The following is a 24,194-nucleotide window of genomic DNA, read 5'->3' on the forward strand; positions in this document are numbered from 1 at the left end:
CGGTAGACCCCCTCCTCATCGTGCTGCTTCCCGAGGTTGCGTATGCGCGCAATGCACTTCGAGCGTTTTGAACAGGTTCCGGAAATTCTGCAGCTCCCCGACCCGACGCCAAGCGATGACGGCGTGGTGATCAAGGTGGCAGCCACCGGCATCTGCCGCAGCGATTGGCACGGCTGGATGGGGCACGATCCGGACATCGCATTGCCGCACGTGCCGGGACATGAGTTCGCCGGCGAAGTGGTCGCCATGGGAAAACGCATCTCGGGCTTTGCGATCGACACCCGGGTCACCGTGCCGTTCGTGTCAGGGTGCGGGCGCTGCGCGCAGTGCCATGGCGGCAATCAGCACGTGTGCTCGCACCAGTTCCAGCCCGGCTTCACCGCATGGGGATCGTTCGCCGAATATGTCGCGATCGATTTTGCCGAGACGAATCTGGTCAGACTGCCGGAAAGCATCGACGATGCGACGGCGGCAAGCCTGGGATGCCGGTTTGCCACCTCGTTCCGGGCCGTGGTCGATCAGGCCAGAACCGGCCCAGGGGAATGGGTCGTGGTCCATGGCTGCGGCGGCGTCGGGCTTTCGGCAGTGATGATCGCAGCGGCGCTGGGGGCGCAGGTGGTTGCAGTGGACATCTTCGACGACAAGCTGGCGTTTGCCGTCGAATGCGGCGCGGTCGCAACGGTCAACGCGTCGAAAGCGGCCGACACGGTGGAGGCGATTCGCGAGATCACCAAGGGCGGCGCGCACGTTTCCATCGATGCGCTCGGCAGCCCCGCGACCTGTTTCAACTCCATCAGCAACCTGCGGCGGCGCGGCCGTCATGTCCAGGTGGGACTGATGCTGGGCGAACACGCCACGCCCAGGATCCCGATGGCGCAGGTGATCGGCCACGAACTGGAGATCTACGGCAGCCACGGGATGCAGGCGTGGCGGTACGATGCCATGTTGACGATGATCCAGGCCGGGAAGATCGCACCTCAACGGCTCATCGGCAAAAGAGTGGGCCTGGACGAGGCCATTGCGGTGCTGACCGGCATGGACGCTACGCGCGATCTCGGCATCAGCGTCATCGATCGCTTCCAGCCCGTATCGCCGCCGGCATCCTGGGCACCTGGTGGCACACCTTGATGGGCCGGACAGGAGCGTAAACGACCGGCCTGCACAACGAAAAACGCGGCGCAAGCGCCGCGTTCCGGTGTCGCGAAGCGAGCTGGGATCAGCTGGCCTTGGCGACGGTCTTCTTGGCGACGGCCTTCTTGGCCGGGGCCTTGACCACGCCCTTCTTGGCAACCGGGGCAGCTGCACCCACGACAACCTTGCTCACCGCGTGCGAACGCGAATTGCCGTAGCTGGCGTTGTAGCGCTTGCCCTTGGCGGTCTTACGGTCACCCTTACCCATTTCGTCGACTCCTGAATGTGAATACAAATTCCCGTGCTGGCACAGGTCTGGCGAGGTTTCACCGGCGGCGCCCTCGCGCAAGGCCGACAAGCCTACCACGGCGGCCCCGGCGCGCGTAGCTGGGCAGCGCCCGCCCCACTTGCGGAGCTGGCCGACTCCAGCACGATGCCTGCGGTTGTGAACTGTGATCGGCTGCGGGTGGAAAGCCGCAGAGCAGCGCGAAGGTGCGGGTGGCAGACGTCGATGATCTCCGCTGTCCGCATCGGCGTGGCGGCGACGCAACCGCCCTACGACAGAGGCTTAGAGCGGCCAACAAACGTAGCGAGCAGCTGTCAGGTGGGCGCGGACGGCGCGCAGGAACCAGAGTGTGCGAGTGCTGCATGCCGATTCCGAGCACCGGCCGCGCCCGCCTGGCGGCTGCGCAGTAGTTTTGTTAGCCGCTCTTAGTGCGCGCAGCTGGCGTCGTGCACATGCCCATGCCCGTGATTCAGGCGAAGATTGACCAGGTGGGCGATACCGACCAGGGCGCCACCCAGCGTCATCACCACCGCATGCGGCACCACCGAATGATGGAGCGGGTCGTACAGCAGGCCCAGCCACAGCAATGCCAGACCGGGCAATAGCAACGCCAGCGCATGCAGCGCTTTGTGCCGGCGATACCCGAGCACCAGGCTGAAAAGGCCCAATAGCGTCACGAACACCACGATGGCCAGTTCCACCCCGTCGCCCAGCCAGAACGACAGGCCCAGCGAAGGCGCCAGCGCCAGCACCAGTGGCAATACCGCGCAGTGCACGGCGCACAACAGCGAGCCGGTTGCGCCGAAGCGGTCAAGAAGATGGCGAAGGGTTGGTAGAGGCATGACGTCCAGCAGGGTATTCGCGGCGACGTGGAATAATATAACATCTTACTGTTCCAGCCCCGCATCGATGCATCGCGCAGTCATGCGGGTTCGCCGCCGGCGCAGTAGGCAAGCTGCGCCTTACCACTGATACACAGTAACAATTACAGAGTCCGGCCCACCATGCCCCCTTTTGCACACCCGTTCCGTCGTTCCGCGCTCTCGCTGGCCCTGGCCAGCCTGCTGACCCCTGCCCTGGCCATGGCCGAGGACGCTCCGGTCGCTGCCGATGGGCAGACCCCGCCCAGTTCGGACACACGCCACGATGCCAGCCCCTCCAGTGGGCGCCATATCAAGGATCTGGACAAGGTGGTGGTCACCGCCAGCCCGTTGCGCGATGCGGCCGGTGAGTTGAGCCGCCCGGTGGAAGTGCTGGCCGGCGAGCGTCTGGACGAGGTGCGCAGTTCCAGCCTGGGCGAAACCGTGGCCAGCCTGCCCGGCGTACAGAGTTCCAACTTCGGGCCCGGCGTGGGCCGGCCGATCATCCGCGGCCTGGACGGCCCGCGCGTGGCAGTGCTGCGCGACGGCCTGTCGACCCAAGACGTGTCCACCGTCAGCCAGGACCATTCCCCGGCAATCGAGCCGTTCCTGGCCAACCAGATCGAAGTGCTGAAGGGTCCATCGACGCTGCTGTACGGCTCCGGCGCCATCGGCGGTGTGGTCAACGTGGTCGACGGGCGCATCGCCGAGACCCCGGTGGACGGCTTCAGCGGCCGCGCCGAAGTACGCTTCGACGGCGGCGACAAGGACGGCAACACCGACATGTTCCGCGTCGATGCCGGCAATGGCAGCGGGCTGTCGATCCACGCAGATGGCGTGTATCGCAACCAGAACGACTACGACACGCCGAAGGGCCGCCAGCTCAACAGCTGGGTCGATTCCAAGGTGGGCTCGATCGGTGCGTCGCTGTCCGGCGATTGGGGTTTCGTGGGTTTGTCGGCATCGCGTTTCCGCGATAACTACGGCAACCCGGGCGAGCCGGGCGACCCGTCCATCGGCGAGCGCGGGGTGTCGCTGAAGTTGCAGCAGGACCGCTACGACCTCAAGGGCGGGCTGACCGATCCGTGGGGCGAAGGCAGCGCGCTGCGTTACAGCTTCGGCCATACCGATTACGCGCATACCGAATTCGAAGGCGCCGAAGTCGGCACCGTGTTCACCAAGCGGGCCAACGAAGGCCGCGTGGAAGCCTCGTTTACGTTTGGTGGCGGCTGGCAGACTGCATTCGGCCTGCAGGGCAGCGACAGCACCTTTCAGGCGATCGGCGAAGAATCCTTCGTGCCCAAGACCGATACACGCTCGCTCGGCGCATTCGCCGTTGCACGCAATAGTTGGGAGCGCGTCACCGCCGAAGTCGGCGCGCGCATGGACAAGGTCAAGTACCAGACCGATATCGGCGTGGACCGTGATTTCACTCCGACCAGCTTCTCGGCCAGCGGCGGTTTCCGCTTCAACGAACAATGGCGTCTGACCGCCAACCTGGACCACGCCGAGCGCGCGCCGGCCGAAGAAGAACTGTTCGCCAACGGCCCGCATATCGCCACCCTCGCCTTCGAAATCGGCGATGCCAATCTGAAGACCGAGAAGGCCAACCAGGCCGAGCTGGGCTTGAATTTCCAGAACGCATGGGTGGATGCCAAGGTGGCGGCGTACTACAACCGCTACAACGACTTCGTCTACATCGTCGACACCGGCGGCCAGTGGTTCAACGAAGAAGACAACGACTTCCTGCCGATCCGCCAGTGGACGCAGGCCGATGCGATCTTCCACGGTTTCGAAGGCGAGGCCACCTTCCACCTGGCCAACAACGATAACGGTGCGTGGGACCTGCGCGTGTTCGGCGATACGGTGCGTGCGCGTCTGAACGATGGCGGCAACCTGCCGCGTATCGCACCGGGACGTTTCGGTGCGCAGCTGCGCTGGGATGCCGACCAGTGGCGCGCATCGCTTGGTGCCACCCGCACCCTGAAGCAGGACAAGGTGGCAGTGAACGAAACCCCGACCGACGGCTACACCTTCGTCGATGCGCATCTGGCGTATCACGTGGACCACGGCAGCGCCGCGTGGGAAGTGTTCCTGGACGGCAATAACCTGACCAATCAGGACGCACGCGTGCACACCTCCTTCCTCAAGGACGATGTGATGCTTCCTGGCCGCAGCGCTTCGTTCGGCGTGCGCTTGTTCTTCTGACAGCGGTCTCTCTCCCCTGCTGAGTGGAAGGAAGGCCGCCTTCGGGCGGCCTTTTTGTGTGCGTTGCCGACCTATCAGCGCCTCCTGCGGAGTGCTGCACTGTCCTGCAGTCGCGTTCGCCACTGCGTGGATCTGCACGGCACACAGGACGGGAGCTTGGTCGCGCTCCACGCAGGCACAGCCTTCTTCCAAATGCAGAAGCGCAACCCAATGCTGCTGCGTCGCACAACAGGCTGCGGCGCATCTGGGGTTAAAAGTTCATTAGCACTGCGCTGACAGGGGGCGCAAGCGACGCGATAGCGCGGGCGCGCGTGCACTGGCTGCCGATGCCTGCACACCGCGGCGTGGCTCGGCAGCGTTCTTGCACTTCAAGACAAGGAGCCTTGCGCATGCGTTTTTCATCGCCCCGCTACACCCTCTCGCTCGCCGTCGCTGCCGCGCTGCTGGCACCTGACGGCCGCACGCAGACCGCCCCGCCTGCATCAGTCAATCAAGAGGCCACCACGCTGGATGCGGTTATCGTCAGCGGCACCGCGCGCTTCAAGGGCTTGGCCAAGCGCGACGCCAGTTTCTCGATCACCACGGCCAGCCCGGAGCAGATCCAGCAGGCGGTGCCGCAGAGCACTGCCGACCTGCTCAAGATCGTGCCTGGCGTATGGGCCGAGCCCAGCGGTGGCGGCACCGGCGCCAACATCTTCGTGCGCGGCATGCCGTCGGAAGGCGATGCGCCGTTCGTGACCATGCAACTGGATGGCTCGCCGCTGTTTCCGCCGCCGACCTTGTCGTTCCTGGAGAATTCCACGCTATTCCGCGTCGATGACACTGTCGAACGCATGGAAGTGCTGCGTGGCGGCTCCAGTCCGATCTTCTCCAATGGTCAGCCCGGCTTGACCGTCAATTTCATCCAGAAGAAAGGCCAGGACGAACCCGAAGGCAGCGTGCGCCTGACCGGCGGCAACAACGCATTGCGCCGCATCGATGTGTTCAACAGCGGGCCGATGGGCAATGGTTGGTACTACAGCGTGGGCGGCTTCTTCCGCGAAACCGACGGCGTCCGCGACCCGCAGTTCTCCGCCGACAAGGGCGGCCAGTTCAGCGCCACGTTGAGCAAGCGTTGGGACAGCGGCGAGCTGTCGCTCTACGCGCGCCACACCGACGATAACAACGCGTTCTACACCGCGATCCCATTGCTCTCGCGCAACAACGGCAACGATCTTTCCAGTTTCCCCGGCCTGAACGCGCAGACCGGCACCCTGGTCGGCCGCGACTTCCGCAATGTGGATCTGTTGGTCGGACCCAACGGCCAGACGTTGCGGCGCGATCTGGCCGACGGGCGCGGCGTCAACATCGACGTGTTCGGCGGCGAATGGAATTGGGAGAGCGGCGGCTGGACCGTTGCCGACCGCTTCAACGTGATCAGCGGCAGCGCGCCGACCTACGCGCTCTTTACCGGCGATACGCCGCAACGCCTGGGCGATGTCATTGCCGGTTACGGCAGCGGCGGCAGCGCCAGCTACACCAATGGCGGGGGCGCGGTGGACCCTAACCAGCAGGTACTCGAAGCCGGTTGGTGGTCGGTGGACAAGCGCCTGAATTCCTTTACCAACGACCTGCGTCTGAGCCGCGAGCTGTTTGCCGGCAATACGCTGACCGTAGGCGCCTATTACGCCAAGTATTCGTCTGCCGATACCTGGTACCTGGGCAACACCATGCTGCTCACTGCGCAAAACAACGCGCGCCGCATCGATGTGGCGTTGGACGATGGCCGCCAAGCCACCCGCCAGGGTTTCACCAGTACCGCGTTCTTGAACCTGCGCGCCAAGTACGACGGCGAAAACATCGCCGCCTTCGTTGCCGACGAGTGGGAGCTGAGCGAACGCCTGCGCCTGGACCTGGGCGCACGCTACGAGCGCCAGAGCGTCACCGGCGATGTGCACGACACCACGACCGTGGATCTGGATGGCAACCCGGCCACGTTGTACGACAACGCCACCTCGCTGGCGCTGGCAACCACCCGGCGCATCGATCAGGACGATGAAGCGTTCTCGTGGACAGCCGGCCTGAACTTCACGCTGGACCAGAACAACAGCCTGTTTGCGCGGGTCAATTCCGGGGTGAAGTTTCCCGGCTTCGACAACCTGCGCGATGGGCAGGACCGCGTGCAGGACGTGGATCAATACGAGCTGGGTTTGAAGTCCGGGACGAGCGCCTACGACCTGTATCTCACCGCGTTCTACAACACCTTCAAGAACTCGCCGTTCCAGGCGTTCCTGGCCAATGGCGAGAACTTCACCGCCGTGGGCGATTCGCGCGCACGCGGCCTGGAAGTGGAAGGTGCAATCCGGCCGTTCGGCGGGTTCGAGCTGGCTGGCACCGGAGTGTGGCTGGACGCCAAGTACCGCAATTATCGCGAATTCACCGGCAACCAAGTGATGCGCCAACCCAAGCGCCAGTTCCGTATCACGCCCAGCTATTACTGGATGCTGCCGTTCGGCGACCTCAAGGTGTTTGCCACCTATTCGTACATCGGCGAGCGCTTTGCGGACCTGGCCAACAGCCAGCGCCTGCCCTCGTACGACATGCTGGATGTCGGCGCCAACCTGCATGTGGGCGAACATTGGGAAGTGACGGCCAGCGGCAGCAACGTCACCGACACGCTGGGCCTGACCGAAGGCAACGTGCGCGTGCCTGGCGCAGCCACCGGTGGTGTCTTCATGGGCCGCCCCATCGCCGGCCGGCAGTACCAGATGTCGGTGGCGTACCGCTGGTAGTTCGCCGTCACACCCTGAGCCGCGCAGCAGCCCAGACTGCTGCGCGGAACTTCGCTACCGCATGCGTCGATGCGCAGCCTGGCGGCACCGGCATGCCCGGGCCATGTCCGGCGTTGCCAGACGCTGCGGGCGCCATGCGTCTGCCACGCGCGACAGACGGTGCAATACCGTGATGACGGGGGCGGAGGCGAACAAAACCGCACGCGAAGCACAACGACGCATCGTGATCGCTTATTTCGATCGAAATAACCGCCACTGCCAAGTTTTCTGCAATTTTCGTCGGCAGAACTTCGCATGCAAGGCATCACCCGACACGCCCGTCGTAAATTGCGCGATGTGTCACGAAGATGTCGTCGCTGGCATGCCTTGCAGACAATGCTGTCCCCATTTGTAATCCAGGCGTTCTTGGTGCAGACGCATCGACAACATCGGCTGCGTCGACACGCACAGGGGAGCCGACGCAGGACCTGACCGCAGCGTCCGTCGGCAGAAATGCGCTTGGTAACTCAACTGGGATAAACGCACATGGCTCTTGTTGCTGCCTCTTTTGCATCGATGTCGCACGCCCCGGGCATCGACACGCGGCATCTGGCTGCCTGCGGTGCGGCTCTGCTTGCAGATCGCGTTGCCTGACGGGCTTTCCGGATCCGGCTGGTATCTGCCGGGTCCTTCACTCGCATTCCTCTTTCGGCTCCACCAACACCGGCTTCACAGGCGCGAGCTTCGTGGAGTGGAGCAGTTGCAAGGCCGATCGCGCGGTTGGCCTGACGGAGGACTGCGTCACTCGACGGCGCCCACCATTCGACTGGAATCAAACGGAATGAACTCTCTTCGCAGGCGACCTCTCGCGCTGTTGATAGCGGTCCTCCTGACCGGCGGCACGCCGCTGTCGGTACTTGCTGCCACCCAGGCAACGGCTGCCACCACCCCGGCCACTACCAGCGCCAAAGCGAAAGCCACAGGCAACGACCCATTACTGCGGTACCAGTGGCATATCTCCAACCAGGGGCAGGCCGTGATCGGCGACAGCCGTCCGGTCGCTGGCGTGGACATGGATGTGGACATCCTGCATGCCCTGGACATTCGCGGCCGCGGCGTGCGGGTCGGCGTGGTGGACGATGGGCTGGAATTGGGCCATGAAGATCTGGCAGACAACATCCTGCCAAACGGGTCGCACAATTTCGGCGATGGGTCGCACGACACCACGCCGATCGATCCGAGTAACTGGCACGGGACGTCCGTCGCCGGCATCATCGGTGCGGTGGGCTGGAATGGCCGCGGCGGACGCGGCGTGGCGCCAGAAGTGCAGCTGGCAGGATTCGACGTTTTTGCGCGCGATTCTTCGGTCACCGATGCCAGCATCAGGTATGCATGGGGCGATGGCCCGGAGGCGCGCAATATCGATGTCTTCAACAACAGCTGGGGGTCGGTTGCCCCGTTCTACTTTGATTTTTCTGTGGAGGACCAGCGCACCTGGCAAGCATTGATGGGTTCGACACGTGGCGGCCTTGGCGGCATTTATGTCAAATCCGCTGGCAATAGCTTCCTGCGCTTCCTTGAGCCCGACGAGAACGGAAAACCCGTCAATGTCTGCAGCGAACAATCGCGCGCATTGCAGGTCGGCTGCTCGCTGGCCAACATCGATCCCTTCGCAAATCTGCCCGGCACCATCGTCGTGGCCAGCCTGAATGCCAAGGGCACCCGTGCCTCGTATTCGTCCACAGGCTCTGCGTTGTGGGTTTCCGGTCTTGGCGGCGAGTTCGGTTTTCAACGCAAGTTCTATCCCGACGCAGCGTCCACCTTTTCCCCGGATTCGGCGCCCTATGCCTACGATCCGGCGATTGTCACCACCGATCTCAGCGGCTGCACAGCGGGCGAGAACGTCGAAGATCCCGACGTGGTCTACAACGCATTGGATGGCAGCAAGTCGAAGATCGATGCGTCGTGCAACTACAACGCGATCATGAACGGGACCTCGGCCGCAGCGCCTACCGTGTCTGGCGTGGCTGCGTTGATCCTCAGTGCCAATGCGAGCCTGAGAGCACGCGACGTCAAATATATTCTTGCGACAACCGCGCGCCAGATCGACCCATGGCAGCCGCGGGTGGTCTACCAGGGCAGCGTGATCGATCCGGGCTGGATCACCAACGCAGCCGGGCACCGTTTCAGCAATTGGTACGGCTTCGGTCTGGCCGATGCCGCGGCCGCGGTCTACAAGGCGCGCTATTTCACACCGCTGCCGCCCATGCGTGATACCCAGTGGGTCAGCTCCACCGATGCGGCCACCCAGATCGGTGGCCCGGCGCGCCCGGGTAAGCTGCGCATCCGTGTGCAGCAGGCGATGAAGGTGGAAGCGGTGCAGCTGTCGCTGCAGTCGGCGCACAAGACGCCGTCCAACCTGCGTGTGGTGCTGGTGTCCCCGAGCGGAACGCGCAGCGTCGTCGCCACGCCGTTTTCCGTCCTGGATCCGGCTGCTTATGCGCAGACGGGGTTCTATATCGACCTGACCTCCAGCAATGCGTTTCTGGACGAGAAATCACGCGGCATCTGGACCCTGGAAGTGACCGACATGACCGATCCCAGGAGCACTGTCGCACTCAACGCTTTCAAACTTCGCATCGTGGGGCACTGATATGAAACCGATGAATCTTGCTTGCCTGCTGACGCTATCACTCGCCGCAACCGGTGCTGCCCAGGCAGCGCAATACATGGACGCCAAGACCCTGCGTGCGGCAGCGACCGGCGTGCGTTTCAAGTCCGGGCAGGACATGTTCCGCATGCTGCCGGGCACAGTGGTGAGCGAGCACACGCCGCCACGGAACGCGACATCAGCGCAGCGATCGGCAGCCAAAGCCGGCATTACCGGTGCAGTGTCCCCCGGCGACAAGGTCGCCGCGCGCATCGGGCCGTATGCGGTCGTACTGGATGCGCCTGCGGGTGCTGCGCGCAGTCTTGCCACCGACGCCGAACGCCCCATCGCCGCTGCGGTGAATGAGCGCAACGGTCGTGTCGTGCTGGTCAACCCGCAGGTGAAGCTCACCGGCACGACGCCCGCCACTGCGAAATCGCTGGCTGCCAGCACCGGCGGAACCATTGCCTACACCTCGACGGTGGACGGCAGCGCAGTGATCACCTATGCATCGGTGGAACAGGCCCAGCGTGCACTACTCGGCCTGCAGCGCAGCAGCGACGTCGCGCAGGCGGCGCTGGTGGTCATGCAGGCAGTCATGCAACCGATGTAAATAGACCGGCCGCAGGCTGATCCCTGCGGCCATTCCACGTCGGGCGGCATGCAGGCCCATTTGGCCGACACCTGCATCTGCGTGCGCCCCATTACCGATACCATCCCATGACAACCTCTCCCCTGCGGCGATTGCCTCTGCTGTGCGCGTGCCTGCTGGCGCTCGGACCCTTCTCGCTGACCGCCGATGCTGCGGCAACCGGTGTCGATGCACCGATCAGGACGACGCAGAACACACGCAATGCCAGCGACCCGTTGTTCCGCTACCAATGGCATCTGCTCAATCAAGGCCAGCCGGTGTTCGGCGACCAACGTCCACGGCCGGGCGTCGATCTGGATGTGGACATCCTGCACACGCTTGGCATTCGCGGAGCCGGAGTCAAGGTGGCGGTCATCGATGGCGGGCTTGAGATTGCGCATGAGGATCTCGTCGACAACATCGTTGCCGGCGGCTCGCATAACTTCTTGAATGGTTCCAACGATCCGACGCCGCCTGCGGATGAAATCGACAATGACCACGGCACCGCGGTCGCCGGCATCATCGCGGCACGCGGATGGAACGGTCTGGGTGGACGTGGTGTTGCGCCGGAGGCGAGTGTGGCTGGCTTCAATGCACTTTCCATAGTCGATGGCAGCAAGCAGTACGTCGATATCCGTTACTCCTGGGGTGATGGCCCGGAAGCCCGTGCGATGGACGTGTTCAACAACAGCTTCGGCATCTCGACAGCGGTCTATCCATTCAGCGATCTCGACGAGCAGCGCTCTCTGGAAAAAATGATGCGTGCCCAGCGTGGCGGCAAGGGCGGCATCTACGTCAAGGCAGCCGGCAATGATTTCAATACGCTGCTTGATGTGGATGCACAGGGCAAGCTGATTGATCGCTGCAGCGACCAGACCCGGCAGCTTGGCGTCGCCTGCAGTAGCGCCAATATCGACAACCTCAACAGCCTGACCACCATGATTGTGGTCGGTGCGGTCAACGCCGACGGTGTGCGTGCGAGTTATTCATCGCCCGGATCCGCAGTGTGGGTGTCCGGTCTCTCCGGCGAATTTGGGTTCCAGCGTCGCTTCGACCCGCATCCTGAGACTTACAGTCCGTTCTATACACTGCTCGCTGCGCAGGGACCGCAGCCATTCTTCTCACCGGCGATCGTCACGACCGACCTGAGTGGATGCGCGGCAGGCAATAACCGCGATCGCACGCGTGCGCCGCAGAACGCGCTGGATACCAGCCACTCAAAGATCGATGCCTCGTGCAACTACAGCGCACGCATGAACGGCACCTCTGCCGCCACACCGACGGTTGCAGGCGTCGCAGCGCTGATGCTGGGCGCCAACCCGCAACTGACGCTGCGCGATGTCAAATACATCCTGGCGACGACGGCGGTGCAGGTCGATCCCCATCAGGCCAAGGCGTTCTACAAGGACGCCGTGATCGAGCCCGCCTGGATCACCAACGCGGCCGGCCACCGTTTCAGCAACTGGTATGGCTTCGGTTTGGTGGATGCAGCCGCGGCGGTGGAGCGTGCGATGCATTTCACTCCGCTGCCGGCGATGCAAGACACCGAGTGGACCGTCTATGACGGCGAGAGCAGCACCATCGGCGGTATCGGCTCGCCCGCGCGATTAGCGATCGACATCAAGCAGTCCTTCAAGGTGGAAGGCGTACAGCTGTACTTCGCAGGGACGCACAAGCATCCTCGCCAACTGCGCGCCGTGCTGGTATCGCCCAGCGGCACCCGCAGCACCGTGATGACGCCGTTCTCCACGCTCGACCCGGGTGATGGCTTCGTGGTCTTCCTGACCTCCAGCAATGCCTTCCTGGACGAGGCGGCAGCCGGTCGCTGGACACTGGAGGTGGACGACATGCTCGCCGACAACGGCAAGGAACAACTGCAGGAATTCGAAATGCGCGTGGTGGGCCACTGACATGAAAACTTCTCTGATCACACTGCTGTGCGTCGTTGCCGCCAGCATGTCTGCACCCGTCTCGGCACAGGTGTTCGATCGCGCCCGCCTGCGGGCTGCCGCAACCGGGCAGACCGTTGTGGTGGACCGGGCCAGCTTCCGGCTGATTCCAGGAGCAGTGGTACGGCTGGCCGACGCCACGCGCGGCGCTGCCGCCACGCAAACGCTAACAAGCACGCAGACACGCACCAACGCACCGGTTGCCCGCGTCGATCGCTACGCGATCTATCTCGACATCAGCGGCGCGGCGGACGCAGTCGCGCGCACCACGCGCAGCGAACCATCGGCGACCGTCGTGGCCGCGCTGGAAACGCGTAGCGGCCAGCCGGCATTGCTCGGTGCTTCGATCAAATTGTTCGATACCACGCCAGCCATCGCGCGTGCACTGGCCACGCGTACGGGCGGCAGGTTGCTCTATGCCTCCGCCACCGACGGCAGCGCGATGATCGGCTACGACTCGGCGATGACGGCATTGGACAATTGCCGCCAGCTGCAAGGCAGCCACGGCGTGGGAGCGATCAAGCCGGAAGTGATCTTCCCGGCGGCACGGCCGTTGTGACGCTACGCTAGAACCGCTGCAGTCACGCGTGCCACGCTGCTGCATTGGGTCGCAGCGTGGCGCGTTGGCGCAGCCCGCCTTACAGCGGCAGTGGGCTGCGTTCTGCAAACTGCCCGCGCCAATAGGGATAGTAGGGGTACGGCGGCTCCACTGCGCTGGCCTGATCCAGGCGGGCACGCTGGTCACCGGTCAACGACCAACCCACCGCACCGAGATTTTCGCGCAGCTGCACTTCGTCGCGTGCGCCAATCAGCACTGTGCTCACGGTCGGCCGCTGCAGCAGCCAGTTGATGGCGATCTGCGGCACGCTGCGGCCGGTCTCTGCGGCAATGGCATCGAGCGCCTCGACGATGTCGAACAAGCGCGCATCGTCGATCGCCGGGCCGGCCGCGGCAGTGGCATGCAGACGGCTGTGTTGCGGCAACGGCTGGCCGCGCCGCAGCTTGCCGGTCAGCCGCCCCCAACCGAGCGGGCTCCACACCACCGCACCGATGCCTTGGTCGATACCCAGCGGCATCAGCTCCCACTCGTAGTCGCGCCCGGCCAGCGAGTAATACGTCTGGTTGGCGACGAAGCGGTTCCAGCCATGCGCATCGGCGACCGCCTGCGACTTCATCAGCTGCCAACCGGAATAATTGGAAGCGCCCAGGTAGCGCACCTTGCCCGCGCGCACCAAGCCATCGAGCGTGGACAGGGTTTCTTCCATCGGCGTCATCGCATCGAAGGCGTGCAGCTGCAGCAGATCGATGTGGTCGGTGCGCAAGCGTCGCAAGCAGGCCTCCACCGCACGCAGCAAGCGAAAGCGCGAGGCGCCGGCATCGTTGGGGCCATCGCCCAGGCGCAGGCCGGTCTTGGTCGAAAGGATCACCTGATCGCGGCGGCCTTGCAGCGCCTGGCCGAGGATGTCTTCGGACGCGCCATCGGAATACACATCTGCGGTATCGAACAGGTTGAGCCCTGCATCCAGGCACAGGTCGATCATGCGCCGCGCCTGCGCCACATCGGTGTCGCCCCATGCAGAAAACAGCGGCCCCTTGCCGCCGAACGTGCCGGCACCCAGGCCAAGCACGGGCACCTTGAAACCGGAACGGCCGAGTAGACGGGTTTCCATCGAAGAAGTCCTTGCAACGTTGAATGGAAGATGCGCTGCGTTATCGTTGGCCGCTAGCGCCTGTGGCGTGTTGATGGCGAAACCAGCGTCGATGCACATCGAGAGCCGCCTGACGCGCACTGCGCCAGCGTGGCCAATGACCAGTGGGTACTCAGCTCACCCCATCTGCGTACAGGCCAGTGGCGCAGCCGCGCGGCGTCGTTGCAACTGCACGCTCCACAGCGCGGTACCCAGCCCGACGGCACTCAACAGCGCGGCCACCCAGGGCGTTGCGACCAGGCCCGCCTGCGTGGCGATCACCACACCACCCAGCCATGCGCCCAGCGCATTGCCCAGGTTGAAGGCGGCGATATTGAGGCTGGAGGCCAGGTTCTGGCCGGCGCCGCGCGCGTGTTCCAGCACGCGCAACTGCAGTGGCGCCACGGTGGCGAAGGCAGCCACGCCCAGTAGCCCGACAAAGGTCACCATGGCGGCCTTGCTGTGCAGGACGCATCCCAGTGCGCCCAGCACGACCACCAGGGCCGCCAGGCTGCCCAGCAGGGCCGCGGTAGGGCGACGGTCCGCCCGCCGCCCACCGAGCAGATTGCCGACGATCATGCCCACGCCGAACACCAGCAGCACCGGCGACACCGCCGATTGCGCAAAGCCGGTGACCTGCAGCAGCAGCGGCTGGATGTAGGTGAACACTGCGAACACGCCGGCGTAGCCCACCACGGTGATCGCCAGCGCCAGCAGCACCTGCCCCCGCTGCAATACCGCCACTTCCTGCCGCCACGACACCGGCGTGGCAGCACCTGCCGCGGCCGGCACCCACACCGCGACCGCGGCAGTGGCCAGCACACCGATCGCAGCCACCGCCCAGAAGGTCGCGCGCCAACCCAGTTGCAGCCCCAGCCAGGCACCGGCCGGCACCCCGAGCAAGGTGGCCACGGTCAGCCCGGCGAACATCAGTGAGATGGCCGATGCACGGCGTTCGGCCGGCACCAGCGACGTCGCCACGACGGCGCCGACGCCGAAAAACGTGCCGTGGGCCAGCGACGTCAGCACCCGCGCAACCATCAGGCTGGTGTAGTCCGGCGCCAGCGCGCAGGCCACGTTGCCGACCGTGAAGATCAGCATCAGACCGACCAGCACCGCCTTGCGCGGCAGGCGTGCGCTGGCCAGGGTCAGCACTGGCGCACCGACGAACACACCCAGCGCATAACCGCTGATCAACAGGCCCGCGGCGCTGAGCGAAACGCCCAGATCCGCGGCTACCTGCTGCAGCAGCCCCATGATCACGAACTCGGTCGTGCCAATGCCGAAGGCACCGATGGTCAGTGCCAGCAACGCCGGCGGAAAGCGCGACGAACGCGCAGAGGTGAGGTTGGACATGGGCAGGGGCAAGGGGAGGACTGCGCACAGCCTGCGCCCCGCGTTTACTTGCAAAAACCCCTGCTATGCTGATTCACTTTCAATCAATCATTGAGAATCGGATGGACCGTCTTGGCGACATTGCCCTGTTCCTGCGCGTGCTCGACCTGGGCTCGATCACCGCGGGCGCGCGCAGCCTGGATCTGTCGGTGGCGGTGGCCAGCCAGCGTCTCAAGCGCTTGGAACGCGAGCTGGGCGTGCGCCTGCTGCATCGAACCACGCGCCGCCTGCATCCCACTGCCGAAGGGCAGCGGCTGGCCGAGCGTGGCCGCGTGTTGGTGGAAGATCTGGACGCGCTGGCCGAGGATCTGCGCGAAAGCGCGCACGATGTGGGTGGCGTGCTGCGCATGACCATGTCCGCCTCATTCGGGCGGCAATACGTATCGCCGCTGCTGCCGGAATTCCAGGCCCGCCATCCGCGCCTGCGCATCAGCGCGCACCTCAGCGACGACCTGGTGGACCTGGTCAAACAGGGCTTCGATCTGGCGATCCGGATCGGCCCACTGGAGGACTCCGGGCTGGTGGCCCGGCGTATCGCCGACAACCGCCGTACCCTGGCGGCCTCGCCCGCCTATCTGCAGCGTCACGGCACGCCGCGCACGCCGGACGAGCTTGCACAGCACGCCGGCGTGTTGCTGATGGGCCGTGACGGCCGCCAGGACGTGTGGACACTGCAAACGCCCGACGGCGGGCTGGTGCGCGTGCGCATGCAGAGCCGCTTCGAAAGCAACTTCGGCGAACTGGTGCGCGACGCCGTGGTCGCCGGCCAGGGCATCGCGGTGCATTCGTATTGGCACATCGCCGACGAATTGCGCAGCGGCCGCCTGGTCCACGTCATGCCCGATTACCCGCCACCGGCCTCGCAGATCAGCGCAGTGATGCCGGCGCGCCAGTTGCAACCGCCGCGCGTGCGCGCGTTCGTGGATTTCCTGCAGGAGCGGCTAGGCGAGCAGCCGCCTTGGGAACTGGCGACATAGCGCCCGCCGCCGCGCGCATGGGACCGGGCGGCAGCGGCGGTTGCCGTGCGGATGGCCCCGCAGCGAGACGCGCGTGCCTGCGTTGCACGCCGGGGTACGTCGAGGTCTGCGGCATGCCAGCCATCATTGGAAAGACGGCATCGATGCGTTGTACGCGGCGTCTCATGCGCGCCCACTGCGCGACTGGCTGGCAGCCCGAACGCGCAGCCTTCAACCGCATGACGGGCTGGCCAGCTGTTACATCGGCTCTCAGCATCACCGTGCACGACCACAAGCTGAGGCCGGCTGCGTGCGAACCGTCGAGGCAATCGCTGCCCCGGATCAACGTCCGCCGCGCAGCAGGCGCTTGTGCAGGCTACGCCGCTGCGCGGCGCTCAATAGATGTCCATGCGTCCGCAACAGCCCCAGGATCTGCAGATGGGCCTGCGCGGTACGCCGTGCCAATTCGGTGGCGGCAGCGGCTTGGAGCCGCTTCCACTCGGCGGGGCTGGTCGGCGTTGGAAAACTTGAACGTTTTGCGGGCATGGCAGCAGGCGGATGCGAGAGACCTCGCCATGATACGGCCGGCCCGTGATCGCCCTATCGGGCCGATGCGCAGTTCACGCGCAGGCGGCCACGACTGCTGCGCGCTTTCCAGCGGGCGCAAGCCCGCAACCCGCGCAGCGGACCTTGCCGCCCGTACCACCTGCACTCTTGTACGATCGGTGCCTTCGCGGCTGGACCGCATTGCACCGTCGACGGGTTGTTGCATGTCTTCGCTGACCGAGTTGAGCACGATATTGCTGCGTCATGCGCCTGGCGACGGCATGCATCCCACGCAGATCGCCGGGTTGCAGATCATGCGTAGCGCATCGCCGACCGTAGCCATGCCCACTGTCTACACACCCATGCTGTGCCTGGTGGCGCAAGGCCGCAAGCAGGCAATGCTCGGCGCGCATGCGTACTTCTATCACCCGCAGATGTACCTGGTGGCGTCGGTGGATCTGCCCATCGTCGGCTCGGTAATCGAAGCCAGCGGCGCGCAACCGTATCTATGCTTCTGCCTGGACCTGGACACCGCGGTGCTCAGCGAGCTGGCAATCAACCATCCGGAACTGGTGGACACGCAGCGCGATGCGGCATCGGCCGGGCTGTTACTCAATCGCAGCACGCCGCAGTTGCAGGACGCGGCGCTACGGCTGGCGCGCCTGCTCGATCAACCGCATGAAATTGCCGCGCTCGCGCCCTTGATCGTGCGCGAACTGCTGTACCGCCTGATGGCCGACCCGGCCAATGCGGCGGTGCGCCAGATGGCCATCGCCGACAGCCGGCTCAACCAGATTTCCAGAGCCATCGTGTGGTTGCGCGAACACTATGCGCAGCGCTTCAGCATCGAGCAGATCGCCGATCTCTCGGCGATGAGCCGCTCCACCTTCCATGCGCATTTCAAGGCGGTGACCACGATGACGCCGCTGGACTACCGTTCGCAGCTGCGCGTGCACGAAGCACGCCGCCTGATGGTGGCCGATGCGCTGACCGCTGCCGACGCCGGCTTCCGGGTTGGTTACGAGAGCGCGTCGCAGTTCAGCCGCGACTACGCACGCATTCTCGGCATCTCGCCTGCGCGCGATGCGCAACGGCTGCGTGCCAACGCGCAGGACGCCACCGAAGCGGCGTGAGGTCTGCCATGCTCAGCACGGGCCGCACAGCGGCCCCTGCAATCCGCCGCCGCGTTCTCTCGCGCTGACGCGGCACCATCGCCGCGCCAGCATCGGCATCGCAGCTGTCTACTCCGCTGCATACTGCGCCTCGCTCACCTGCTCCAACCAGGTGACGGGCGCACCGTCGTGCGATTCGGCGATGGCGATATGCGTCATTGCCACGTTGGCATTGGCGCCGTGCCAATGCTTGACGCCGGGCGGAATCCACACGATATCGCCCGGGCGGATCTGCTGCGCCGGCTTGCCCCACTCCTGCACGCGCCCGGCGCCGGCTGTGACGATCAGCGTCTGGCCCAGCGGATGGGTATGCCATGCGGTGCGCGCGCCCGGCTCGAAGGTGACGGTGGCGCCGCCGACGCGTGCCGGCGCGTCGGCCTGGAACGGTGCGTCGATGCGCACCTTGCCGGTGAAATACTCGGCCGACCCCACGACCGATGGCGCACCGCCCGCCCTGCTCACCCTGATCGGCTGCGCAGCCTCATCCGGTGTCACGGCGGCCATCATGGAGACAGATATCGCGGTCGCGAACAGATTCATTGCAGCGCTCCTTCATTTTTAGTCTTGGCACTGTAGCGCGCTGGCCCACCGCCATGACCTGGGCACGCACGACTGCTGCATCGCACGCCGGCCGGCCTAGAATTCGCTGGGCAATTCGCGCTTGCTATCGCCCCCTGGCACCACCGCGTCCGGTCGATACGCCCGCAGGAACAACGCCACCGCGCCGCTGACATACGCATCCAGCTGCACCGACCGCGCACCTGGCGCATCGTCGCGCGCAGCGGCGGTGGCCGGCCGCCCGGTCATCAACCCGAAGAAATGCACCGATGCATCGGGCACGTTGTCGATCACCAATGCCCCGCGTTGCACCTCGCGCGCCAACAACGTGCGCATCATGGTGTCGTAGCGCTCGAAGCACAGCGTCCACATTTCCTCGCGCATCTGGCTAGGCAGCAGTGGCGGGCGTACCAGGCCATACGCGGCATCCTCCCGCATGCTGCTGGCAGACACGCGCAGCACTGCATCGGCCACCGCAGCCAGGCGTTGCTCCAACGGCCCCTGCAGCGCCAGCAAGGCCGTCCAGCGATTGGGCGAGGCCTGCGCCAGCGCTTCCAGGGTGGTGCGGAACAGCACCTCCTTGGACGCGAAATGCGCATACACCGTGGCCTTGGACACCATCGCGTGTTCGGCGATGGTGTCCATGCTGGTCCTGTCGAAGCCGTGCTGTTGAAACAGCACGCGTGCCGCCGCCAGGATGGCGCCACGCTTGTCGTGTGGCGCACGTGCAATGGGCGGCGCGTCATCATCCACGCGGCGGCTCCGCTGCTGGGCTCGCGGCGGCAGTGGGCGCGGCGGTTTGCAGCCAGCCTCCGCCCATGGCCTTGTAGAACGTCACCAGGTTGGTGAAGCGCGACAGCTGGGTGTTGATCAAGGTCTGCTGCGCGCTGTACAGCGAACGCTGCGCATCCAGCGCCTGCAGATAGCTGTCGATGCCCCGTTCGAAACGCGCCTGCGACAGCCGGTAGCTATCGGCAGTGGCATCCACCAGCGCTTGCTGGGCCTGTAGTTGCCTGCCCAGCGTGTCGCGCTGCGCCAACGCGTCGGAGACCTCGCGGAACGCGATTTGGATCGACTTTTCGTAGCGCGCCACTTCGATATCGCGGTTGGCCTTGGCCATGTCCAGATTGGCGCGATTGCGCCCGGCATTGAAGATCGGCAAGGTCAGCGTGGGCACGAAGCTCCAGGCACGCGTGCCGGCATCGAACAACCTGGACAGGCTACTGCTGGACGAACCGGTCGATGCGGTCAGGCTGATGCTGGGGAAGAACGCCGCCCGCGCCGCCCCGATATTGGCGTTGGCTGCACGCAAGTTGCGCTCGGCTTCCAGAATGTCGGGGCGACGTTGCAGCAACTGCGATGGCAAGCCGGCCGGCACGCTGGCCAACACATTACTCTCCACGCTCGCGTTGTCGGGCAGTGCATGCGGCAGCAATTCCACCGGCACCGACGTGCCGACCAGCAGCACCAGGGCGTTGCGATCCTGCGCCACTTGGGCGGTGTAGCGCTCCACGTCCACGCGTGCGGTTTCCACCGTGGTCTGCGCCTGACGCAAGGTCAGTTGCGAGGCCACGCCCAGTTCGAAGCTGCGCTGCTGCAGGCGATAACTGTCGCTCTGACTAGTCAGGGTGGATTGCGCCAGCTGCAGCAACTGCTGGTCGGCCGCCAAGGTCAGATAGGCGGTGGCCACTTCTGCCACCAGACTGATATGCGTACTGCGGCGCGCCTCGGCGGTGGACAGGAATTGCTGCAATGCCTGTTCCTTCAGGCTGCGCACGCGCCCGAACAGGTCCAGCTCATAGGCACTGATGCCGATATTGGCGCTGTAGGTGCGGAACACCTGCGGCTGGCCGGGAATGGCCAGCTCCGACGGCGTGCGCGCATTGTTGGCGGTACCGGTGCCATCGATCGCGGGCAGCAACGCGGCGCGGTCCACCCGATATTGCGCGCGTGCCACCTCGATATTGAGCGCGGCCACGCGCAGGTCGCGGTTATTGTCCAGTGCCAGCGCAATCACCTGCTGCAGCGTCGGGTCGGTGAAGACCTGGCGCCAGCCGATATCGGCAATATAGGCCGTGTCGGCGTTGTTGCCGGTATCGGCAGTGGCAGCGGCAGCCGGAGGGGCTACCGACACGTCGGTGCCGGCAAATTGCGCTGGCACCGGTGCGTCGGGCCGCGTGTAGCGCGGCATCAGCGTGCAACCGGAAAGCACGCTGGCCACGCCAAGCGCGCAGAGTGTCGTGCGAATCGTGGTCATGTCAGTGTCCTGTCGGTTGCGGTGCGGGCGAAGCAGGCTGTGGACGGCGCTGGAACAGGCCACACACCAGCACGAAGAACAGCGGCACGAAGAAGATCGCCAGCACCGTGCCGGAGACCATGCCGCCGATCACGGCCGTGCCCAGCGCGTGCTGCGCGCCGGCGCCGGCGCCACTGGTCAACACCAGCGGCACCACGCCGAGGATGAAGGCCAACGAGGTCATCAGGATCGGTCGTAAACGCATGCGCGCCGCTTCCAGTGCTGCAGCCACCAGGCTCTTGCCGCCTTCGTGCAACTCCCTTGCGAACTCCACGATCAAGATCGCGTTCTTCGATGCCAGGCCAATGGTGGTGAGCAAGCCCACCTGGAAGTACACGTCGTTCATTTTCCAGGTCAGCATGGCTGCCAGCAACGTGCCGAACACGCCCAGCGGCACCACCAGAATCACCGAGAACGGAATCGCCCAGCTTTCGTACAACGCGGCCAGGCACAGGAACACGATCAGGATCGAGACGCTGTACAACAGCCCGGTCTGGCCGGACGAGGCTTTTTCCTGCCGCGACAATCCGGTCCACTCGAAGCCGATGCCCGGGGGCAGCTTGGCGGCTGCGGCTTCGACGATCTGCATCGCCTCGCCGCTGGAGGCCGCACCCGGCAACGCCATGCCCAGGATCTCCATCGACGGCACGCTGTTGTAACGCTCCAGGCGCGGCGAACCGGATTGCCAATTTGCCGTGGCGAAGGCGTTGAACGGCACCATGGTGCCGGCGCTGTTGCGCACGAACCAATGGTCGATGTCCTGTGGGTTCATGCGGTATGGCGCATCGGCCTGCAGCATCACCTTCTTGACCCGGCCCTTGTCGATGAAGTCGTTGACGTAGGTGCTGCCCCACGCGCTGGAGAAGGTGTCGTTGATGTCGGAGATCGACACGCCCATCGCCTGTGCCTTATGCGGGTCGATTTCCAGCTTGAATTCCGGCGTGTCTTCCTGCCCATTCGGGCGTACCGCCACCAGACGCTTGTCCTGGGACAGTTCGGCCAACAATTGATTACGCGCCTGCATCAACGCGGCGTGACCCAGATTGGCGCGGTCCTGCAGCATCAGATCGAAGCCGGTAGCATTGCCCAACTCCGACACCGCAGGCGGTGCGAACGCAAACACCTTGGCATCGCGGATACCGGAAAAAAATGCCCCGGCCTTGGCCGCCACGTCGGTGACGCTCTGGCCTTTACCGGTGCGCTCGTCCCAAGGTCGCAACTTGACGAAGGCAAAGCCCACGTTCTGGCCGCTACCGGCAAAACTGAAACCGGTCACGGCGAAGACACCGGCAACAGACTCCTTCTGATCGACCAGGAAATGATGCTCCACCTGCTTGAGCACATCGCTGGTGCGCGCATTGGTGGCACCGGGCGGCAACTGCACCAGCACGAACAAGGTGCCCTGGTCTTCGTCCGGCAGGAATCCCACTGGCAATTTCATGAACCCGAACACCACCAAGGCCAGCAACGCGGCGTAGGCGAGCATGTAGCGCCAGCCCTTGCCAAGCATGTGCCGCACCACGCCCTGGTAGCCGGTGTTGCCGCGATCGAACAGGCGGTTGAACCAACCGAAGAACCCGGTGGTCGCCAGGCCATGGCCCTTGTGGACCGGCTTGAGCAAGGTGGCGCACAAGGCCGGGGTCAGGATCATCGCCACCAGCACCGACAAGGTCATGGCCGAGACAATCGTGATCGAGAACTGCCGGTAGATCACGCCGGTGGAGCCGCTGAAAAACGCCATCGGGACGAACACCGCCGCCAGCACCAGCGCCACGCCGATCAATGCGCCGGAAATCTGGTCCATCGATTTACGCGTGGCGTCCTTGGGCGATAACTGCTCCTCGCCCATCACGCGTTCGACGTTTTCCACCACCACGATCGCATCGTCCACCAGCAAACCGATCGCCAGCACCATCGCGAACATGGTCAAGGTATTGATGGTGAAGCCGAACGCCGCAAGCACACCGAAGGTGCCCAGCAGCACCACCGGCACCGCAATGGTCGGGATCAGGGTGGCGCGGAAGTTCTGCAGGAACAGGTACATCACCAGGAACACCAGCACCACCGCCTCCACCAGCGTGTGTACCACCTGCTCGATGGAGATGCGCACGAACGGGGTGGTGTCGTACGGCTTTTGCACTTTCATGCCGGGCGGGAAGAACTTTTCCTGCTCTTCCAGGCTTTTATCGATCGCGCGCACCGTATCCAGCGCATTGGCCCCGGTCGCCAGCTTGATCGCCAGACCGGCGGCCGGCTTGCCGTTGTAACGGCCCACCGTGTTGTAGCTTTCGCTGCCCAGCTCGATGCGCGCCACATCGCGCAAGCGCACCTGCGAGCCATCGGACTGCGTGCGCAGCAGGATATTCTCGAATTGCTCGGCGGTCTTCAGCCGGGTCTGGGCAGTGATGGTGGCGTTGAGCTGCTGGTTGGCCACCGCCGGCAACGCGCCCAACTGGCCGGCGGAGATCTGCGCGTTCTGTGCCTGGATCGCGTTGCGCACATCCACGGGCGTGAGGCTGAAATTGCTCAGCTTGTTGGGGTCCATCCACACCCGCATCGCGTACTGCGAACCGAACAAGGTGGTGTCGCCCACGCCTTCGAGGCGGCTGATGGTTTCCTGCACGTTGGCAGCCACGTAATCGGACAGGTCCGAATCGCTCATGCTGCCGTCTTCGGACGTAAAGGCCAGCACGTTGAGGAAGTTGGTGGCCGACTTGGTCACCGTGACGCCCTGCTGCTGCACTTCCTGCGGCAACAACGGCGTGGCCAGCGACAACTTGTTCTGCACCTGCACCTGCGCGGTGTCGGGGTCGGTGCCGTTTTCGAAAGTCAGGGTGATGGTCACCGCCCCGCTGGATTCGCTGGTGGACGCCATGTAGCTGAGGTGATCCAGCCCCTTCATCTTCTGCTCGATGACCTGGGTGACGGTGTCTTCCAGGGTCTGCGCCGAGGCGCCCGGGTAGTTGGCGGTGATGGCGACAGCCGGCGGTGCGATGGCGGGGTATTGCGCAATCGGCAAGGTGGCGATGGAGAGGATGCCGGCCAGCATCACGATGATGGCCAACACCCAGGCGAAGATCGGACGATCGATAAAGAAACGTGCCATGACGTGATCCCG

At 64.8% G+C, this 24,194-nt stretch carries 18 protein-coding genes and 1 other RNA gene; 9 read left to right on the forward strand and 10 right to left on the reverse strand.

What is annotated here, in order from left to right:
- Positions 1-42 precede the first annotated feature (42 nt).
- Positions 43-1,128: a zinc-dependent alcohol dehydrogenase family protein gene (locus F7R02_RS01390; protein ID WP_078591152.1), complete on the forward strand. Its 1,086-nt coding sequence runs from the start codon at positions 43-45 to the stop codon at positions 1,126-1,128.
- Between the two features lie 88 nt (positions 1,129-1,216).
- On the opposite strand, the gene F7R02_RS01395 is transcribed toward F7R02_RS01390, so the two are convergent.
- The 3 genes from F7R02_RS01395 to F7R02_RS01405 all read right to left on the reverse strand — a co-directional run bounded on the left by F7R02_RS01395 (position 1,217) and on the right by F7R02_RS01405 (position 2,259).
- Positions 1,217-1,399, reverse strand: a complete 183-nt coding sequence (locus tag F7R02_RS01395) for a 30S ribosomal protein THX (RefSeq protein ID WP_003487537.1) — start codon at positions 1,397-1,399, stop codon at positions 1,217-1,219.
- A gap of 307 nt (positions 1,400-1,706) precedes the next feature.
- A non-coding RNA gene (locus F7R02_RS01400) (sX9 sRNA) lies at positions 1,707-1,781 on the reverse strand.
- Positions 1,782-1,842: 61 nt separating this feature from the next.
- Positions 1,843-2,259, reverse strand: a complete 417-nt coding sequence (locus tag F7R02_RS01405; RefSeq protein WP_003487534.1) for a MerC domain-containing protein — start codon at positions 2,257-2,259, stop codon at positions 1,843-1,845.
- 162 nt (positions 2,260-2,421) lie between these two features.
- Here F7R02_RS01405 and F7R02_RS01410 point away from each other — a divergent pair, with 162 nt between their 5' ends.
- The 6 genes from F7R02_RS01410 to F7R02_RS01435 all read left to right on the forward strand — a co-directional run bounded on the left by F7R02_RS01410 (position 2,422) and on the right by F7R02_RS01435 (position 13,024).
- The gene (locus tag F7R02_RS01410; protein WP_003487532.1) at positions 2,422-4,485 is read left to right on the forward strand and encodes a TonB-dependent receptor; all 2,064 of its coding nucleotides are present in this window, start codon (positions 2,422-2,424) and stop codon (positions 4,483-4,485) included.
- A 389-nt stretch (positions 4,486-4,874) separates the two neighbouring features.
- Positions 4,875-7,256 carry a TonB-dependent receptor gene (locus tag F7R02_RS01415; protein ID WP_078591151.1) on the forward strand — a complete coding sequence of 794 codons (2,382 nt, stop codon included), beginning with the start codon at positions 4,875-4,877 and terminating at the stop codon, positions 7,254-7,256.
- Between the two features lie 853 nt (positions 7,257-8,109).
- Positions 8,110-9,888, forward strand: a complete 1,779-nt coding sequence (locus F7R02_RS01420; RefSeq protein ID WP_078591150.1) for a S8 family peptidase — start codon at positions 8,110-8,112, stop codon at positions 9,886-9,888.
- A 1-nt stretch (position 9,889) separates the two neighbouring features.
- Positions 9,890-10,498, forward strand: a complete 609-nt coding sequence (locus tag F7R02_RS01425) for a hypothetical protein (protein ID WP_078591149.1) — start codon at positions 9,890-9,892, stop codon at positions 10,496-10,498.
- A gap of 107 nt (positions 10,499-10,605) precedes the next feature.
- Complete coding sequence (locus tag F7R02_RS01430; protein WP_078591148.1) at positions 10,606-12,426, forward strand: S8 family serine peptidase; 1,821 nt, start codon at positions 10,606-10,608, stop codon at positions 12,424-12,426.
- A 1-nt stretch (position 12,427) separates the two neighbouring features.
- A complete protein-coding gene (locus tag F7R02_RS01435; protein WP_078591147.1) occupies positions 12,428-13,024 on the forward strand; it encodes a hypothetical protein in 597 nt (198 codons plus the stop codon).
- A 79-nt stretch (positions 13,025-13,103) separates the two neighbouring features.
- On the opposite strand, the gene F7R02_RS01440 is transcribed toward F7R02_RS01435, so the two are convergent.
- Both F7R02_RS01440 and F7R02_RS01445 read right to left on the reverse strand, forming a co-directional pair.
- On the reverse strand, positions 13,104-14,135 hold the full coding sequence (locus tag F7R02_RS01440) for an aldo/keto reductase (protein WP_078586872.1): 1,032 nt from the start codon (positions 14,133-14,135) through the stop codon (positions 13,104-13,106).
- 156 nt (positions 14,136-14,291) lie between these two features.
- Positions 14,292-15,509 carry an MFS transporter gene (locus tag F7R02_RS01445; RefSeq protein WP_078591146.1) on the reverse strand — a complete coding sequence of 406 codons (1,218 nt, stop codon included), beginning with the start codon at positions 15,507-15,509 and terminating at the stop codon, positions 14,292-14,294.
- 101 nt (positions 15,510-15,610) lie between these two features.
- Here F7R02_RS01445 and F7R02_RS01450 point away from each other — a divergent pair, with 101 nt between their 5' ends.
- Positions 15,611-16,525 (forward strand): LysR family transcriptional regulator, encoded by a 915-nt coding sequence (locus tag F7R02_RS01450; RefSeq protein WP_003488572.1) that lies wholly within the window; start codon positions 15,611-15,613, stop codon positions 16,523-16,525.
- A 321-nt stretch (positions 16,526-16,846) separates the two neighbouring features.
- On the opposite strand, the gene F7R02_RS01455 is transcribed toward F7R02_RS01450, so the two are convergent.
- Complete coding sequence (locus tag F7R02_RS01455; RefSeq protein ID WP_003488570.1) at positions 16,847-17,050, reverse strand: hypothetical protein; 204 nt, start codon at positions 17,048-17,050, stop codon at positions 16,847-16,849.
- Between the two features lie 224 nt (positions 17,051-17,274).
- On the opposite strand from F7R02_RS01455, the gene F7R02_RS01460 reads away from it, so the two are divergent.
- Entirely contained in the window at positions 17,275-18,183 is a 909-nt protein-coding gene (locus tag F7R02_RS01460) for an AraC family transcriptional regulator (protein ID WP_078591145.1), read from the forward strand.
- Positions 18,184-18,291: 108 nt separating this feature from the next.
- Here the strand turns inward: F7R02_RS01460 and F7R02_RS01465 are convergent, their stop codons facing one another.
- From F7R02_RS01465 to F7R02_RS01480, 4 genes are all read right to left on the reverse strand, one after another.
- Positions 18,292-18,762 (reverse strand): (R)-mandelonitrile lyase, encoded by a 471-nt coding sequence (locus F7R02_RS01465; protein ID WP_033480255.1) that lies wholly within the window; start codon positions 18,760-18,762, stop codon positions 18,292-18,294.
- A 96-nt stretch (positions 18,763-18,858) separates the two neighbouring features.
- Positions 18,859-19,533: a TetR/AcrR family transcriptional regulator gene (locus F7R02_RS01470; RefSeq protein ID WP_005929845.1), complete on the reverse strand. Its 675-nt coding sequence runs from the start codon at positions 19,531-19,533 to the stop codon at positions 18,859-18,861.
- A complete protein-coding gene (locus tag F7R02_RS01475) occupies positions 19,526-21,037 on the reverse strand; it encodes an efflux transporter outer membrane subunit (protein ID WP_078591144.1) in 1,512 nt (503 codons plus the stop codon). Before F7R02_RS01475 ends, F7R02_RS01470 begins: the two co-directional genes overlap by 8 nt.
- Before the next feature lies 1 nt (position 21,038).
- Positions 21,039-24,182: an efflux RND transporter permease subunit gene (locus F7R02_RS01480; RefSeq protein WP_078567883.1), complete on the reverse strand. Its 3,144-nt coding sequence runs from the start codon at positions 24,180-24,182 to the stop codon at positions 21,039-21,041.
- Between the last annotated feature and the right edge of the window lie 12 nt (positions 24,183-24,194).

The sequence above is a fragment of the Xanthomonas cissicola genome (genome assembly GCF_008801575.1).
In the GTDB taxonomy this organism is placed as follows: Bacteria; Pseudomonadota; Gammaproteobacteria; order Xanthomonadales; family Xanthomonadaceae; genus Xanthomonas; species Xanthomonas cissicola.